This is a genomic window from Halobacteriovorax sp. CON-3 (genome assembly GCF_043196995.1).
In the GTDB taxonomy this organism is placed as follows: Bacteria; Bdellovibrionota; Bacteriovoracia; order Bacteriovoracales; family Bacteriovoracaceae; genus Halobacteriovorax_A.
Window position 1 is genome coordinate 248764 of the sequence record NZ_JBEBNA010000003.1, and the last position, 16140, is coordinate 264903.

16 protein-coding genes and 1 pseudogene are annotated in these 16140 nt (G+C 37.1%); 8 read left to right on the plus strand and 9 right to left on the minus strand.

The window, feature by feature from the left end; all coding sequences use genetic code 11:
• Both ABMA72_RS16040 and ABMA72_RS16045 read left to right on the plus strand, forming a co-directional pair.
• Complete coding sequence (locus tag ABMA72_RS16040; RefSeq protein ID WP_393057910.1) at positions 1-1743, plus strand: phosphatase PAP2 family protein; 1743 nt, start codon at positions 1-3, stop codon at positions 1741-1743.
• A 305-nt stretch (positions 1744-2048) separates the two neighbouring features.
• Positions 2049-3566: a hypothetical protein gene (locus ABMA72_RS16045; protein ID WP_393057912.1), complete on the plus strand. Its 1518-nt coding sequence runs from the start codon at positions 2049-2051 to the stop codon at positions 3564-3566.
• On the opposite strand, the gene ABMA72_RS16050 is transcribed toward ABMA72_RS16045, so the two are convergent.
• Complete coding sequence (locus ABMA72_RS16050) at positions 3563-4144, minus strand: DNA-3-methyladenine glycosylase I (protein ID WP_393057914.1); 582 nt, start codon at positions 4142-4144, stop codon at positions 3563-3565. The genes ABMA72_RS16045 and ABMA72_RS16050 overlap by 4 nt on opposite strands.
• 78 nt (positions 4145-4222) lie before the next feature.
• On the opposite strand from ABMA72_RS16050, the gene ABMA72_RS16055 reads away from it, so the two are divergent.
• Positions 4223-5494 (plus strand): dicarboxylate/amino acid:cation symporter, encoded by a 1272-nt coding sequence (locus tag ABMA72_RS16055; protein WP_392859848.1) that lies wholly within the window; start codon positions 4223-4225, stop codon positions 5492-5494.
• 54 nt (positions 5495-5548) lie between these two features.
• Here ABMA72_RS16055 and ABMA72_RS16060 read toward each other — a convergent pair whose 3' ends face one another.
• Complete coding sequence (locus ABMA72_RS16060) at positions 5549-6088, minus strand: YceI family protein (protein ID WP_021268237.1); 540 nt, start codon at positions 6086-6088, stop codon at positions 5549-5551.
• Positions 6089-6192: 104 nt separating this feature from the next.
• Here ABMA72_RS16060 and ABMA72_RS16065 point away from each other — a divergent pair, with 104 nt between their 5' ends.
• The 4 genes from ABMA72_RS16065 to ABMA72_RS16080 all read left to right on the plus strand — a co-directional run bounded on the left by ABMA72_RS16065 (position 6193) and on the right by ABMA72_RS16080 (position 8674).
• Positions 6193-7059, plus strand: a complete 867-nt coding sequence (locus tag ABMA72_RS16065; RefSeq protein ID WP_392859845.1) for a LysR family transcriptional regulator — start codon at positions 6193-6195, stop codon at positions 7057-7059.
• Positions 7060-7156: 97 nt separating this feature from the next.
• Complete coding sequence (locus tag ABMA72_RS16070) at positions 7157-7540, plus strand: RNA recognition motif domain-containing protein (protein ID WP_392859843.1); 384 nt, start codon at positions 7157-7159, stop codon at positions 7538-7540.
• Complete coding sequence (locus ABMA72_RS16075; RefSeq protein ID WP_392859840.1) at positions 7540-7890, plus strand: DUF1456 family protein; 351 nt, start codon at positions 7540-7542, stop codon at positions 7888-7890. The genes ABMA72_RS16070 and ABMA72_RS16075 overlap by 1 nt, the downstream gene beginning before the upstream one ends.
• On the plus strand, positions 7847-8674 hold the full coding sequence (locus ABMA72_RS16080) for a S1 RNA-binding domain-containing protein (RefSeq protein ID WP_392859837.1): 828 nt from the start codon (positions 7847-7849) through the stop codon (positions 8672-8674). Before ABMA72_RS16075 ends, ABMA72_RS16080 begins: the two co-directional genes overlap by 44 nt.
• Positions 8675-8736: 62 nt before the next feature.
• Here ABMA72_RS16080 and ABMA72_RS16085 read toward each other — a convergent pair whose 3' ends face one another.
• The 5 genes from ABMA72_RS16085 to ABMA72_RS16105 form a co-directional block, all read right to left on the minus strand.
• The gene (locus ABMA72_RS16085; protein ID WP_021267754.1) at positions 8737-8934 is read right to left on the minus strand and encodes a cold-shock protein; all 198 of its coding nucleotides are present in this window, start codon (positions 8932-8934) and stop codon (positions 8737-8739) included.
• Positions 8935-9037: 103 nt separating this feature from the next.
• Positions 9038-9451 (minus strand): HIT family protein, encoded by a 414-nt coding sequence (locus ABMA72_RS16090; RefSeq protein WP_392859834.1) that lies wholly within the window; start codon positions 9449-9451, stop codon positions 9038-9040.
• On the minus strand, positions 9444-10676 hold the full coding sequence (locus tag ABMA72_RS16095; RefSeq protein WP_393057916.1) for a TIGR03862 family flavoprotein: 1233 nt from the start codon (positions 10674-10676) through the stop codon (positions 9444-9446). The genes ABMA72_RS16090 and ABMA72_RS16095 overlap by 8 nt, the downstream gene beginning before the upstream one ends.
• 37 nt (positions 10677-10713) lie before the next feature.
• Positions 10714-11175, minus strand: a complete 462-nt coding sequence (locus ABMA72_RS16100; RefSeq protein ID WP_392859829.1) for a BLUF domain-containing protein — start codon at positions 11173-11175, stop codon at positions 10714-10716.
• Positions 11176-11271: 96 nt separating this feature from the next.
• On the minus strand, positions 11272-11433 hold the full coding sequence (locus ABMA72_RS16105; RefSeq protein ID WP_393057918.1) for a hypothetical protein: 162 nt from the start codon (positions 11431-11433) through the stop codon (positions 11272-11274).
• 181 nt (positions 11434-11614) lie between these two features.
• Between ABMA72_RS16105 and ABMA72_RS16110 the strand changes: the two genes are divergently transcribed.
• A complete protein-coding gene (locus tag ABMA72_RS16110) occupies positions 11615-13210 on the plus strand; it encodes an ABC-F family ATP-binding cassette domain-containing protein (RefSeq protein ID WP_393057920.1) in 1596 nt (531 codons plus the stop codon).
• Between the two features lie 47 nt (positions 13211-13257).
• Here the strand turns inward: ABMA72_RS16110 and ABMA72_RS16115 are convergent, their stop codons facing one another.
• On the minus strand, positions 13258-15285 hold the full coding sequence (locus ABMA72_RS16115; protein WP_393057922.1) for a tetratricopeptide repeat protein: 2028 nt from the start codon (positions 15283-15285) through the stop codon (positions 13258-13260).
• Positions 15286-15312: 27 nt separating this feature from the next.
• Positions 15313-16140: pseudogene (locus tag ABMA72_RS16120) on the minus strand (hypothetical protein); the annotation flags it as partial.

Below are 16140 nucleotides of genomic sequence, written 5' to 3' on the forward strand. Positions count from 1 at the left end.
ATGACTTTAAATCAATTGTCTCAACTTATTACCGCCTTGGCCTTGCTCGGTTCCGTAGGAGTCCAAGCAAAGAGTTTAGAAGTCTGTGATAGACTTCAAAAGGACATCAAGCTTGAAGAAGTCGATTTTCAAGAAGCATTAAATGATGCACATGATTTGTCAGGCTCTGCAAAGCATTGTAAGGCAGCAAGAAGCTATCAATTGGCCCTTGTAAAGGATCAAAAACTTGCCCTTGATCAAGGCGTTGATATCAAATTACTCAATGAGCTCTATGAAGGAAACTTCTTAAACGACTATGCGAACTTCTCACTGTCACTAAAGAAGCTCGTTAAGGATCATCCGCAATCAGAGAAGATTCACTACCAACTTGCAGACCTCTACAATCAGAACTTACCAACTGATATAAAGAATATGCCAATTGGTAATTTCGTCAAGGCCGATGGTAGTGCTAATGATATCGTCAATGAAGCTATTATGATTCAAGAAGATTTCATAAAGAACTATCCTAATTCGATGCTCGTAAATGATATCTCAAATAAGCTCAATAATTCAAAAACAAAGCGATTAGAGAAAACTCTATCGGACTTTAAATATGAAGTTTGGCTGAATAAGAAATCTAAAGACAAGGATATCTATGAGTATCAAGCGGCGCTCCTAATGGAGGAAGTGGCCTCTAATGAAGATGGACGTGTAAAAGCACAGGCCCTGCTCGAATTATTTGAGCTATATAATGACCATCAAACAAAGTTAACTGGCGCAAAAGAAAGAATGGCACAAATCGCTTATCTTCTAATAAGTGAAAGCGAGTATGTAAAAAGTCGTGAAACAAAGAAGATCAATAAAGTACTTAAGAAGTCACAGGTAGAATTGGCCAAGGCCGACGAGGACCAGTTAAATCAGGAAGTTCAACAAGCAAGTGAGATTAAGAAATCTCTTCTTAGTGACGCTGATTTAAAAGAGCTTATTAAGAATAAGAAAGGCCGTGATCGTTCAATCTTTATGCCTATCGAATTTTCTGACTCAGAGAAATCACTGATGTTAAGAACTCTAGGAGTTGTTGGAGTCATGATGGCATTTGACCAACCAATGATGGACTTCGTTCAAGACAATAAGAATGACACACTAACGACGATTACTGACTTTACAAATAATTACGGTGAAGCAGCAGGACTTGTTCCACTAGTGGGAGCTTCTATGGCCATTGGTCTCGTTTTTAAAAATGACCAATTTAAGCGTGCAGCAGTTAGAAGTGTTGGTGCCGTACTCATTGGGCAATTGGCAACGCAACTTCTTAAGTCGCTAAGTTCTCGTGCTAGACCTCGTGAAGGAAAAGGGCCATACCACTTTGATGGTGTAAATTTTGGTCGAAATAATACGTCATTTTCTTCGGGACACTCTGCAGGTGCTTGGTCAGTTATGACAGTTTTTGCCACAGAATTTAAAGACACTAAGATTGTCCCTATTGCAGCTTACTCTCTAGCGGCCCTGACAAGTTTTGCACGAGTTTATAAGAATGCTCACTGGTTTTCAGATGTGACTCTAGGAGCGCTAATTGGATGGGTTTCCGGTAAGTTAATGTATAAATTATTTGATAAAAAACAAGACGGCCCAGTAACATTTACGCCTGTAACTGGTGACCTAAACGGTGGTGCGGTAACATACAAAGTAGATGGACAAAAGGATCTTAAGGCCTGGCCAATTGACTACTATAAATTAGTATTTTCACCAGCATCTAAAGAATAAATAGCAACGAGGAAAGAAAACTGAAAGCGATTTTCACTCTTATATTCACAATAATCATTGCTCTAGGTACTAGCACTAGTACCTGGGCATTTGATTTTGTCGTCGAGGAAAATCACGCGGTTTTAAGAGAAATCGAGCATCTTGTCGATAAGAGATGGAGTAATCTCGAAGCGCTTCAAGATAATGAAGAATGGATAGAGACTCAACTTAAGCTTCAGTACTTTGGGACAATATATCAAAAAGGATGGACAGGACCTAAGGCCCAAAGAAGTATCTATCCTACGATCAACGGACAATTTCTTGTGGTGGACTCGATTACATTAAATGCTCCGGTTCTAGAGCAGATGGCCTATATTGGAGCAAACTTTCTTTTTAAAACAATTCTTCCAGTTGTCCAAGGCGCACCTATTGAAGAGAGAAAGTTTTCAAAGGTAACGACAGTTAACTCTTATGAGCAGGCCATAAACCTCAATCATATGAAAGTTAACGAGCTTCCACTGACAAGAGAGAAGCTTAATCAATTAAAAGATGGTGAGCAAATTAACACTGTTCTTATGAGCGGATTTGCAACACGTATGAATTTAATCTGGCTAGATTTTCTTGACGTCGTAATTCCTGTTTTAGATCGCTTTGGCCCTAAGGCAAAATTTAAGGTCATGAAGTCTCTTGATATAACAATTGAGAAGGCCGCCCATGATATTGCATTGATCACCATTAAGAATTTAAAAGAAAGATCAAAAGGTCTAGGCTCGGGGCTAAGTGTTTTCTTAGATGAGGTTATTGATCTTCCAATTTCAATTGGTATCAATGGGTCTGCTGGCTACTCTCCTATTGTTTTTAACTATAAGAAGAGAGAACGTAAGATTAACGAAATTGTCTACAGAGTAGATCTTAGTACTCAAGAAGGTCTTGATGCCTACCTCGGTTTTCTTAATCAGGACTTTTCAAAACTTCAAGAGCTTGAAGAAGCTAGAAGTAAGAGCGTTGATCTCTATATTCAAAAAGAGGGTGATGTCAAAAATAGTGAATTCAATTGGGGACTAAATCTTCTACTTTGGAAGTCTGGCGCACGCTATATAAAAGAAGATGGAAAGTACACGACAACATTTAATAATGGAGATGCGTACAACTACGATATCGTTGAGCATAAGAAAATTACAGACCACAAGGGCTTCTCTGGAACAGAAAAGCGTAGTTTTGAAGTGAAGGCAATTATTCCAACAAACGAGGATGCTATTTCAAGCTTCAGTATGGAGATTGGTTACTCTTACATCGATGAGATCGCCACAGGAAAAGAGCTAAACAAAGAGGCCGAGTTTCTTTATGAGAGATACCTCGAGAATGGTATGAGAATCGACTTTGATAGAAAGAAGAAATACGGCAAGGTTCAAATTTACTCATCATTAATGTTTTCGACAAAGGCGATTTCAAAGCTAATGCGTGCACAAGACTTTGATCTATGGGAATCCATTGCTCTTGCCTTTGATTATACAAATTCTCTAATTTGGATTGATGAAGCAAGTAGAAGACAATTTGAAAGAAGTAACTATGTCTACGAAGATTCCCATAATGGACAAACGAATCGCCTTTCTCAAAGAGAGAAGAAAAAGCTCAAGCAGTTAGAGAACTTAAAATTAGCAAAGAAGATCTATCATATCCTAGATGTAGTACGCTCTAATGCATTAACAAAAGAGAAGGCCACATTACTCGTTGAAAGTCTTAGAAAATCTAAGCTAGGGCCTAAGCTACAACGCACGATGGTCAATATTATTGGCCTTAACGATCTTATGGGACAAGGCCATATTAGAGGAAGTATTTATTAGCTTTTTAGCTTTCTTAGCTTCTTTGCGTGTAAATAACAATTCTGACTATGATCCTGAACAATCCCGCAGGCCTGTAAGAAAGCGTAGATGATCGTGCTTCCCACAAAGCGAAATCCCCTCTTCTTTAAATCTTTTGAAATTTTATCACTAAGCTCAGTCTTTGATGGATAATCTTTAAGACTTGAAAAGGTATTATAGATTGTTTTTCCATTAGTGAATGACCAAATATACTTATCAAAGCTTCCAAACTCTTTTTGTACTTCAATGAAGAATTTTGCATTCGATACCGTTGACTCAACTTTTAGGCGATTTCTAATAATCCCCGGATCTAATAAGAGCTTTTCAATCTTGGCAGGAGTGATCTTAGAGACTTTCTTCACATCAAAATTATAGAAAACCTTACGATAATGATCTCTTTTATTAAGAACGGTTTCCCAGCTCAGCCCCGCCTGAGCCCCCTCTAAAATGAGGAATTCAAAGAGAGTACGATCGTCATGAACAGGTCTTCCCCACTCTTTATCGTGATAATCAACATATTGTTTATTGGATAACTTTAACCATGGGCATCTTTCTTTCATAAGAAGCATTATAAACCTTTTTTAAATTCTAAATAAGGATTAAAATAAACATTCATGTACTTTCAGAAAGGATAATAAATGAGTAAAGTAGTCAAAAACTTAAGCTTCTGGGTACTCGTCGCAGGTGTACTTGGATATATTTTAGGATCAATCTTTGGTGATCCACTTTGGGCAACGTCAAAAAACCCACCAGATATTTATCAAATCATTGTCATGATTAAAGATGTTTTCATCAGCTCTCTTAAGATGATGATTGCACCAATGATTTTCTTCTCACTGATTGGTGGGATTATCAGTATTGGTGAAATCACAAAACTTAAGTCCATGGGAATGGTGACAATTACTTACTATATCTCAACGACAATCATCGCAATCATTATTGGACTAACAGCAGTCTTCTTCATTCACCCATGGAAAGACTCTGGAGTAACGATAAAGACAAAAGATTCAATCCAGCAGCAAAAGCCAGCAAAGTTTATTGCTGAAGGCTCTAACTCAATTCCACTTGTTATTAAGAATGTTTTTACAACTGCACTTGTTAATCCATTTCATGCCCTCGCAAATAATAATATCCTTGGTATTGTAACTGCGGCACTACTTCTAGGACTATCTTTACTTATTGTTCATCATACCTCGAGTCCCCTTTATCAAATTGTTAAGGATCTCAATATCGTCATTAATCGGGTCCTTCACTGGATCATTAACCTGAGTCCAATAGGTATTTTTGCCATCGTCTTTGATTTTAAGGTCAAGGTATCAGGAGATATTTTTTCAGAGCTCCTCTCATTTGCCCTCTTAGTTTTTGGGGCAACAATGGTTCACGGACTTCTTGTTCTCCCATCAATTGCATGGTTCTTTGGTGGACTAAACCCAGTTAAATTATTTAAGAAGACCGCAAGGCCATTACTTCTGGCCCTTTCGACGGCCTCAAGTTCTGCGACTCTTCCTGTAACAATGCAGACTTGTGAAGAAGAGCTAGGTGTTTCAAAAGGTGTTAGTGGATTTGTTTTTCCACTAGGGGCCACAATGAATATGGATGGAACGGCCCTCTTTGAAGGGATTGCAGCCATCTTCTTAGCTAACCTTTATGGAGTCGAGCTATCTGGAGTTGCCATGTTCTCAATCTTCTTTATGGCCATGCTCTCATCAGTTGGGGCACCAGGGATGCCATCAGGATCAATGTCAGGGATGCAGATGGTTCTTCTCGCCGCGGGAATTCCACTGGAAGCAATTGGTATTCTTCTGGTAATTGAAAGGCCTCTGGATACTTTTAGAACGGCCGTAAACGTTGAAGGTGATATAATTGGAGCAGTTGTTACTCAAAGATACTTAGATAAGAAATTAACATAAAAACAAAAGGCCGCATGAAGCGGCCTTTTTTATTGGAGTCTAAGAAAGTTTAATTTACTTTACAACAACATCAAATGCTAAACTAACTTTATCATCAATCGCTTTGTCACCAAGGCTCTTAAAGAATGAAGCAGATCCATACTTAAGGCCAAAATCTGTACGATTAAACTCTAGTGAACCAACAAAGTTCTTCCCTTTTTGTGCCGCTAGAAACTTAACTTCTTTTGTCTTTCCTAAGATTGTAAGATCAGCAGTTACTGTGAAACCTTCAACTTTTTTGATATCAAGTGTTGCCGTTGGGTACTTTGATACATGAAAGAAGTCTTCATTTTTAAGGTGTCCGTTTAATTTATCTAACCACTCACCTTGAAGGTCTGTTGCAGTAAAAGAGTTCATATCAACAACAACTTTCCCTGATACAAGTTGACCTTTTTCAAGCTTTACATCACCTGATTTAATTTTAACTGTACCGAAGTGACGACCTGTTACCTTAGTACCTTGCCAGAAAACAGTTGATTTAGAAGTATCAATTTTCTCAGCGTTAGTTGCAAATACAGTAAATACCGCAAGGGCCATAACCATAAATTTACTCATAATATTCCTCCGTTTGAATTATGAAATAATTTTTAAAATATCTTAACAAAATACAGAGGAAAATAAAGATCATTATTAGTGACATCTTGTGCTATAATTCGATCATGATGTGGATAACAATTGAACAGATTAAATGTCTTCAGGCCTTAGAGAATGCAGGTAGCTTTACAAAGGCCGCCTCCGAGCTTTCAAAGGCAAAGTCAGCGGTAATTTACTCAATTAACAATCTCGAAGAGCAAGTCGGCTTTGAGCTTGTTGATCGTTCATCATATAGGCCAACCATTACTGCAAAGGGCCAAGAGTTTCTAATCGAAGCATCCAAGCTTACAAAACAATACGATGACCTGATTCATAAAACTCAGCAAATTTCTTCAAATGTTGAAACGAGATTATCGATTTCAGTCTCAGGTATATATGGCCTCGACAGATTATACCCAATTATCAAAAAGGCCATGGCCCGCTACCCTTCCACAGAAATCATTCTTGAAAGAGAAGTACTTAGTGGCGAAAAAATGCTTCTAAACGACAGGGTCGACTTGGCCATCTTTGAAGATCTCTCAAGTATAAAGAACTTTGATTATAAAGTTGTCGGTAAAGTTGATATGTATCTTGTGGTGGCCAAGGACCATCCATTTCTTGATCTTCCAAAGAAGCAACAAAACTTTAAAAGCCTTGCCCAATTTCCACAGATAATTCAACGAAGTACTATTCCAGATGACTCCACAAGTATTGGCGTTATTGAAGAGTCTCTAAAGTGGAGGGTTACTGACACGGCTTCAAAGAAAGAGATTATTCTCAATGGATTTGGTTGGGGAAGACTTCCCTGCTCTCTAATTGAAAAGGAGCTAAAGAAAGGCCAGCTCATCCATTTAAAGCATCTTGAATCAAAAGTTCCCGTCACATTTTGCTTAGGCCATAAAAAAGAACACCATTTAGGAGAGGTCGCCCAATTTATCTGGGATTCCTTCTAAAATAGCGCAAATAAATTACCTGATTCTGGCATTTTTTCCCATTTCTTAAGCATTTAGTGCTAAGTTGGCCCATTAACACTATAAATTAAGGTAAGAAATGAAAACTGTTTACATTGGTAATCTCAATTACAAGATCACTTCTGAGCAATTAAAAGGTATCTTTTCGCGCTATGGTCGCGTTCAAGATGTGAACCTTCTGACAATCCCAGGAACTCAAAAGAGCAAGGGTATCGCTTTTATCAAAATGCAAAATGATCAAATGGCACAAAAGGCAGTCGATGGCCTTGATGGTTCGATGCTTGATGGTAGAACTGTTAAAGTCTCTATTGCCAAAGATAATTTCGAAGAGCAGAAGAAGCGCAAGCAAGAAACAAAAGCTAAGGTGGAAAAAGAAGAAGCTCAAGAGATCATTATTGAAAAGAAGAAAGCTCGTCGCCGTCGTGGATTAAATGAGTTATTTGATCACCTAGGAAAGAAATAATGACGAATAACGATATTCTAAAGAAACTTCGCATCGCCCTTTCTCTAAAAGATTTTGAAATTATCGAGATCTTAAAACTCGTTGATTTTGAAATGACAAAGACTGAGCTATCAGCATTATTTCGCAAAGATGATCATCCAAATTATAAAGAATGTGGAGATCAAGTTCTTAGAAAGTTCTTAAATGGCCTAATCATTAAGAACCGTGGAACTCGTGAAGAACGTGCGGCCAAAGCAGCAAGTACACCTGAAGCGAAAAAAACATTTAATAAAAATACAAAACCAAAGGCAAAACCAAATGCTCCACGTGGGAAAAAACAATATACTAAAGGTCCGAAAAAAACTTCATAACGGTTACACACTAATCGATGAAGAAAATACGCAGGAAGTTTTTCTGCCGGAGAATTTTGCGCCATTAAAAGTTGATGTAGGCTCAAAAGTTAAGGCCTTTGTCTATCCTGATACACAAGGGGAACTCGTGGCAACGACAGAACTTCCAGTTGCCGTTGTTGGTGAATATGCCCTACTCGATGCAATTGAAATTCAAGAATTTGGTGCCTTCTTTGACTGGGGTACATCTAAAGACCTTCTCGTTCCAGGAAATGAGCAGAAGATCAAAGTGAGAAAATTCGAGTCTCATATCGTTCGTATCTGTAAAGAGGATGGAACAGGACGTATCTTCGGAACAACAAAACTTGGTAAATATATCGAGTCCTCAGACTTTGATATTAACATTGGCGACGAAGTTGATGTTTTTATCGCTCAAGAAAGTGAGCTAGGCTTTAGAGTTATCATAAATAAGAAGTTCATTGGAATGATTTATAAGAATGAAATCTTTCAGCGTGTCTCTTGTGGAAAGTACTTCAAAGCATTTGTAAAAAAGCTTCGTGAGGATGGACTTGTTGACGTCGCTTTACAAGAACAAGGTGTTAAAAACCTAGTGGATTCAAAAGATATTATTATCGACTTCTTAGAAAGAAATGGTGGCTCTTCTTTTTTAAATGATAAGAGTTCTCCAGAAGACATTAAGAACTTTCTAAATATGAGCAAGAAGACGTTTAAAAGAACGATTGGAATGCTCTATAAAGACAAGAAAATTACAATCTCAGATAGCGGAATCAAATTAAATCAATAACAATAAGAAAGGCCCACAATGTGGGCCTTCTTTTTTAAGTACTCAATTTATATAATTAAAAATTAACCTTGAACTACTTTTACATTTACGGCACATGGACCTTTAGGACCTTCACCTAATTCGTATTCTACGCTATCACCGTCATTTGGCTCTCCACCTTGAACTGATGAAATGTGGAAGAAAAGATCTCCACCATCATCTTTTGTGATAAATCCAAAACCTTTCGCTGAATTGTAGAATTTAACTTTACCTGTACTCATTTAATTAACCTCGTAAAAAATTTTTTTCGTTAAAAAGATTTTACCTCAGTGTTCCCATAATTCCTAAGAAAAAAGGAAAAAAAATTTATTTTGCTGATCCTTGTCACTTAGATAAACGCGACGCTTCAAAGTGCGCTTTAAACGTAGCTTCTAAGTCGCTGATTTTATGGGTTTCTTTATTTGCCTTCGTTCCCCATATTGCACCAGGCCAAGAACGATCATTTTCATATCGACAGATTATATGGACGTGAAGTTGCGGAACCATGTTACCAAGCGCCCCAATATTTAATTTTTGAGGGCCATACTTATCTGTAAGAAAGCGGCTGACCTCATTAATTTCCTCTAACAAAGTCACCTGATCTTCCCAAGAGAGCTCATGTATTTCACGAATCCCCTCACGCTTAGGAATAATAACGGCCCACGGATTTTCCGTATCTGGTAAGAGCATAACTTTTGAGAGCTTCATATCATCTATTTCAATTAAGTCTTTTTTTAAAACGTCGTGTAGCTTAAACATCGATACCTTCTTTTTTCTTTATTGATTTTACGGCCCTATATGCAGTTGAAAAACAGCCCTGTAAGAGATAACCACCTGTCGGTGCTTCAAAGTCTAGCATCTCTCCAACAAAGTAATACTGATTATTTTTAATAGCAGATAGATCATCATTTAAAGTTTCAAAGCAGACACCACCAGAAGTTGAAATGGCCTCTTCAATGGGTCTCGTTCTCTTTACTTCAATCGGACAATCCTTAATCGTCATGGCCAAGTACTCAACATTTTCTTGGGCCTTTGCGCGATCGAGAACCTCATAAAGTAAAGAAGTAGCAATCTTATCAAGGCCTAATTGCTTTCTTAGTCGATTAGTTAGAGAGTCCTTACTTCTTTTTGAAAGCTTTTCTATGACCTCTTCTAGTCTTAAGTCTGGCTTAAAGTCGATATGAAGATAAGCGCTTTGAGCTTTTTCTAATTCATCTCGAAGGCCATTTGAGATGGCGTAAACAGCGCCGCCTTCAATACCATAGGGAGTTAACATGATCTCCCCTCTAGCACTTTGGGTTTCATTAAAGACAACAATATTCTTCACAAAACCACGATCAACTTTTTCTTGAAAGTGCTTTGACCAATCAATTTCAAACCCACAGTTCATGGCCCTTAATGGAGCTGTTGTTACACCTAGGGCCTCAATATAATCCATCCATAGCCCATCACTTCCAGTCTTAGTCCAACTTCCGCCACCCATTGCAAGTATATAGTAGTCTGCTCTTTGGGCCTTATTACTGTGATCATGCTTAAAAATGAGATCACCATCGGCAGTTATATTTGTAAGGGAATGCTTTAGATGCAGATGAAAGTTTTCATGTGACTTTAGTGTATTCATCCATTGGTGTAAGATATCTGCGGCCTTCATTTTCTTTGGAAAAACTCTCCCACTCGTTCCGACAAATGTTTCGGTGCCAAGCGAGTTGGCCCATGAAACAAGATCACTTGCACTAAAGTCTTCTAATAAAGATGTAAAACGTTCTTCATCTTTAAAATATCTTTTAGCAAACTTATCTAGCTCTTCACTATGAGTAAGATTGAGTCCACTATTTCCTGCAACTAAGAATTTCTTCCCAACGCCACCTGTTTGTTCATAAAGGTGAACCTCAATTCCTTGTATTCCAGAATTTAATAATTCATAAGCACAGAAGAGGCCGGCAGGGCCTCCTCCAACAATGGCAACGATAACTTGATTTGACATGATAAAATATTATCACGCCAACAAGTTAGAGAAAAGTCTAAGCTGCTTTTGATGATATCGTATCCATATCAATTTTGTAGCGTAATGCTTCGATTAAGCGGTCAACTTTCTCCTGTGAGATTGGTTCTTTTCGACGAGAATCATTGATTAAATCATTCCATGCTATCACATGGTCAATGACATCTAAGTCCATATCGTTGAGTTTAACCAAGGCCAGAGGCCAATTTTCGAAGCTGCGATTTTCGATCTCACGATCCGTCAATAAATTCACGTTTTGATGGCGAGGATCCAAAATAATTTTATTATATGTGTAGATAACATCATCTTTCTTACCTTCAATAACTTGAAAGAAGAAACCACTATTGTACATTAAAACACCTGTTACATCTCTAGCGTTATTATTTCTAAACGATGAAGAGACAATCTTATCCAAGTCCTTTTCTGGCTTGAAGTCACCTGTTTTTTCGCTGATATAAATGATTTGATATTCTTTGCTCATAGAAACCACCTTGCTGCATATTTATTTTTATTATAGATGTTTGCGAGTCCAGATGAAGACAAGAATGCTTAAATTGCAGTTTAATAATGAATCGTTTCATTCCATATTTATTTCACTATGATTAAGTAGAGTTCCAATATGTCCGTCTTTAATGATCTTAGCATTTTCGCTAATTTGATATTTTGATTGATACCCATAAACTTCCACAGTCTTAAATAAAAAGAACATTATTGTTAGAAGTGTGGCCCAGAATTTCATTTCTAGCTCCTTGTAATATCAGTATCATACTGTTCGGCCATGGCAACTTCTAGTAAAAATAGAAGGGATAAAGCAAAAATAATATTCATTTAACAGTTCAGTAAATCCATGGACTAATCGCATTAAATAGTTTAAGGTGAAGCCGTTAATTCATTGATAATTTAAATAAGAAGGATAATTTATGATTTCCACTTCCAATGTCAGTTTAAGCTTTGGTGGCAAGAAGCTATTTGAAGACGTTAATATCAAATTTACGCCAGGTAATTGCTACGGTTTAATTGGTGCCAACGGTGCTGGTAAGTCAACATTCATCAAAGTTCTTTCGGGTGAAGTTGAACCTAATACAGGAACAATTAATATCGCTCCAGGTGAAAGACTTTCTATTCTTAAGCAGGATCACTTTGCATACGAAGAAGAACAAGTTCTACAAGCTGTTCTTATGGGTAATGAGAAGCTTTACTCAATCATGAAAGAAAAAGATGCCATCTACATGAAAGAAGATTTCAATGATGAAGATGGGATGAAAGCAGCAGAGCTTGAAAGTGAATTTGCTGAAATGAATGGTTACGAAGCTGAGTCAGAAGCAGGAATTCTTCTTTCAGGTCTTGGAATTGGAACTGAGTATCATTACAAATATATGAAAGAGCTTACGGGACCAGAGAAAGTTAAGGTTCTTCTTGCTCAAGCACTTTTTGGTTCACCTGATATTCTTCTTCTGGATGAGCCGACAAACAACCTTGATATCAAGGCGATTCAGTGGCTAGAGAACTTCCTACTAAATTATGAAAAGACTGTTATCGTTGTATCCCACGACCGTCACTTCTTAAATAAAGTATGTACACATATTGCAGATATCGACTTTGGTAAGATCACAACTTATGCAGGTAACTATGACTTCTGGAGAAAATCTTCAGAGCTTGCTCAAAAGCTTCGTGCAGACCAAAATAAGAAAGCAGAAGATAAGGCCAAAGAACTTAAGGCCTTCATTCAACGATTCTCTGCCAATGCTTCAAAATCATCTCAAGCAACTTCAAGACAGAAACAACTTGAAAAGCTTGAGCTTAATGACCTTCCAAAATCAACGAGAAAGTACCCATTTGTACAATTCGATCCTAAGCGTGAAGCAGGAAAAGAAATTCTACGTGTTGATGGAATCACTAAGACAATCGACGGCGTTAAGCTTTTAGATAATGTTACATTCATGATTAATAAAGACGATAAGATTGTTCTTCTTGGTGAGAACGATGTTGCCAAGTCGACACTTATGAAAATCCTTATGGGCGAAATGGAACCTGATTCAGGAACTGTTGAATGGGGTGTGACAATCACTAAATCATACTTTCCTAAAGATAACTCTAGCTACTTCATGGATGGTAAGAACGATCTTGTGAACTGGCTAAGACAATACTCAGAAGACAAGGACGAAACATTTATTCGTGGCTTCTTAGGTAAGATGCTTTTCTCAGGAGAGGAAGCTCTTAAGAAGACAAATGTTCTTTCTGGGGGAGAGAAAGTTCGTTGTATGATGTCAAAGCTTATGCTTTCAGGTGCAAACGTTCTTCTTGTTGATGGACCTACTGATCACCTTGACCTTGAAAGTATCACGTCAGTGAACGAAGGTTTCACAAGATTTAAAGGTAACCTAATCTTTACTTCTCATGACCATGAGTTCATTCAAACGGTAGCAAACCGTATTATTGACCTTGACCACAACAATGGTAAGGTAATTGAAGATAAGTACGTCAGCTACGATGACTACTTAGCATCAAAAGCATAATCGCTATCAAATATTAAAGGCCTCTTCTTGAGGCCTTTTTTATTTAATTAATAACTTATTATTATTCCAAGTCTCAAAGAAACTTCAGATTCATCTTCATCATTTAAAAAGTCTTCATAAGAAAGCGTAAGGATTGGATTGATATTCTTTTCAAGTTGATACGTTGTTACAAGCTCATTACTAAAGTATGCAATATCTCCCCTATCAAGATAAGAAATAGAGCTATTAAAGTTAAAATTTAAACGATCACTCAAAGATTTATTCCACAATATCCCTAATGAGTACTGATTTCCCCCAAGATCAAGTAAGGTGTCATCAATAAAATCATAAATTGCTCTAAAACTAAGGCCTTTTAAGTTCTCCAGCTTATAAACAGAAGCTAAAGTATAATACATATATTCGTACGACTCCGCCTTTAGAAAGGCAGCACGAGTAAGTAGAGATAAACGCTCATTGACACCAAAAAGATACTGAAGATTGTACAATTTTGATTTCTCTACATTTAGATTTAAAGTGTCTTCAGTGGTTTTTATGTCAGATGTTACTAAGAAAGTTAATTGACCATTATCAGCACGGTAACTCCCAACTAAACTACCAACAACATAATTATCATCGTTCGATTGATCATAACCTTCCTCAAGAAAAGTTTGGCCTAAGACAAAACTTAAATAGTAACGACTTCTTTGATAATTTAAATATCCCGCATATCCAGAATTTTGAACATCATAATTACTAGAGCTATCACCTGAACCAATGGCCTTTTGGTAAAGAAGTCCAAACTTAAAGTAATCCTTAAAATTAATTTGATTAGCTATCGAGTAGCGATTTATCTTGAAAGTGCTATCAATATAAGAAGTTGGAGAAAAAAGCCTTGTATTTAAATGTTCGTATCGATACTCAGCATAGACAATAGACTTCCTCTTCCTATTGATTCTCTCAATCGCCTCTTTTGAGATATTACTTTCAGGGGCTGACTTCAGAGCTTTTTCATAATATTTTTTCGAGGTTTCTAATTCATTTTGAAGTTCGTAATAAAAACCTAATCGAATATTTACATTCGTATTATTTGGAAAAAGATCACTTACACGTTCTAAGACTGCAATTCTTTCATCAATTTGATTTGTCTTACCGTATATTTGGTCGAGAGAAAGAAAAGTATTCACATCATTTGTATATAAAGAGATCGCCCTTTTATAACGTTCAATAGCTTCGTTATAATCCTCATCGACTGCATCTAAATAACCTAATAACTCATATGCTTCATGTCTTTTGTGATCTATTTGAATTGCTTTTTCAAGCTCTTGTCTCGCTTCTTTATTCTTACCTTTTTTTAGATATAAATATCCCAACTGATAATGAATGGAAAAGCTATCGACATTTGTTCCCGCAACTTTCGTTGATAGTCTACGCAATTTGTTCAAGTCATCAACCTTTACATAAAAGTCAACTTCTGCTTGAATGACACTTGGGTGGTACTCGAAGTATTTCTTTAGTTTAGTGATCTCTTTTTTTGCTTCATCGTTTCTATTTAAATTAACAAACGAGTAAAATCGTAAAAGTCTTAAATTGAAATCTTTCTCATTTAATTTATTAGTACCTTCGATTACGGCCATATAATGACTATTTTCATACTCTTTATTTACCTTACTGAATTGTTTTTCATATTCAATACTTTTAAGGTTTTTCACATATAATTTTAAATTATTAAGTTCTTTTGACGTTGGAAACTCTTCTAATCCAGCATCACATGTCTTTAGGGCAGAGTTAAGATTATTTTGTAAGTACTGAACTCTAATCAAATGCTCAAACACCCACTCTCTATCGTAATTAGTCTTTAGTGTTGAAATGGCCCTTTCGTATGCTTTTTCTGCGTGACTGAAGTCATTCGCGAGCTCTTTTAATAAGCCTTGGTAAGTATAGTAATGGGCGTCCTTTGGTAACTGATCAAGCTTGCTTTCTGCTTCTTGATAATTTCGACTCTTTATTAACTCTATTACTTCTTGAATATTAGAAGAATAAGCAGATAAAGTAACAAGTATAATAATTAAAAACTTACTAACAAAACTAGTTTTCATCTATATTGATTTCCTTAAATTTTAATATTATTCGTCTGACTTTTTTGAATCATCAGTTAAGTTCAGAGTTAACAAGACGGCCAACAAACAAGCTGTTGCAAGAGGACGCCAATCCCACCATTTCTCATTCTTAGCGCTAATCTGAGGGCCAACATCATTCTTTTGATCATTATTATTAATGTCACTATTAATTGGAAATTCTCTAATTCTTGGTTCAGCAAGCCTCTGTATTTTAATTCCAAGCGAAAATCCTTTTTGAGTTAAAGCTCCATTATCGAGAATAATCCCTTGATCTTTGAGCTTATTAACCTCTTCCTCATTGAGGATTGAATTATCTTTATGACGATAAATAAGTTTCACCTTATTGATTCGATTTTTTAGAGGACTCTGAGTACTTCCAATACCTACCTGAGAAGGAATACTTGGTGTTACCTGATTAGGCTTTGATGGTAAATGCACCCCTCCCGTATTCTGAGGAGGCTTCGGCTTCTGTAGCCCAGGAGGATTTACATGAGACGGCAGCTGCTGCCCCCCAGGGTTAATTATCGGTGGTTGCGGCTTCGGTACTTGATTTAAATTTGGGTTTACCTGCGGTTGCGGCTTCGGTACTTGATTTAAATTAGGATTCACCTGCGGCTGCGGCTTCGGTACTTGATTTAAATTTGGGTTCACCTGCGGTTGCGGCTTTGGCACCTGATTTAAATTTGGGTTCACCTGCGGCTGCGGCTTCGGTACTTGATTTAAATTCTGGTTTACCTGCGGTTGAGGCTTTGGCACCTGATTTAAATTTGGGTTCACCTGCGGTTGCGGCTTTGGCACCTGATTTAAATTTGGGTTCACCTGCGGCTGCGGCTT

Coding starts and splice junctions, on each gene's coding strand:
- ABMA72_RS16095 (WP_393057916.1), bottom strand. CDS start 10,676: ATGTCAAATCAAGTTATCGTTGCCATTGTTGGAGGAGGCCCTGCCGGC.
- ABMA72_RS16085 (WP_021267754.1), bottom strand. CDS start 8,934: ATGAGTACAGGTAAAGTTAAATTCTACAATTCAGCGAAAGGTTTTGGA.
- ABMA72_RS16115 (WP_393057922.1), bottom strand. CDS start 15,285: ATGAAAACTAGTTTTGTTAGTAAGTTTTTAATTATTATACTTGTTACT.
- ABMA72_RS16110 (WP_393057920.1), top strand. CDS start 11,615: ATGATTTCCACTTCCAATGTCAGTTTAAGCTTTGGTGGCAAGAAGCTA.
- ABMA72_RS16090 (WP_392859834.1), bottom strand. CDS start 9,451: ATGTTTAAGCTACACGACGTTTTAAAAAAAGACTTAATTGAAATAGAT.
- ABMA72_RS16055 (WP_392859848.1), top strand. CDS start 4,223: ATGAGTAAAGTAGTCAAAAACTTAAGCTTCTGGGTACTCGTCGCAGGT.
- ABMA72_RS16100 (WP_392859829.1), bottom strand. CDS start 11,175: ATGAGCAAAGAATATCAAATCATTTATATCAGCGAAAAAACAGGTGAC.
- ABMA72_RS16060 (WP_021268237.1), bottom strand. CDS start 6,088: ATGAGTAAATTTATGGTTATGGCCCTTGCGGTATTTACTGTATTTGCA.
- ABMA72_RS16075 (WP_392859840.1), top strand. CDS start 7,540: ATGACGAATAACGATATTCTAAAGAAACTTCGCATCGCCCTTTCTCTA.
- ABMA72_RS16065 (WP_392859845.1), top strand. CDS start 6,193: ATGATGTGGATAACAATTGAACAGATTAAATGTCTTCAGGCCTTAGAG.
- ABMA72_RS16070 (WP_392859843.1), top strand. CDS start 7,157: ATGAAAACTGTTTACATTGGTAATCTCAATTACAAGATCACTTCTGAG.
- ABMA72_RS16050 (WP_393057914.1), bottom strand. CDS start 4,144: ATGAAAGAAAGATGCCCATGGTTAAAGTTATCCAATAAACAATATGTT.
- ABMA72_RS16040 (WP_393057910.1), top strand. CDS start 1: ATGACTTTAAATCAATTGTCTCAACTTATTACCGCCTTGGCCTTGCTC.
- ABMA72_RS16105 (WP_393057918.1), bottom strand. CDS start 11,433: ATGAAATTCTGGGCCACACTTCTAACAATAATGTTCTTTTTATTTAAG.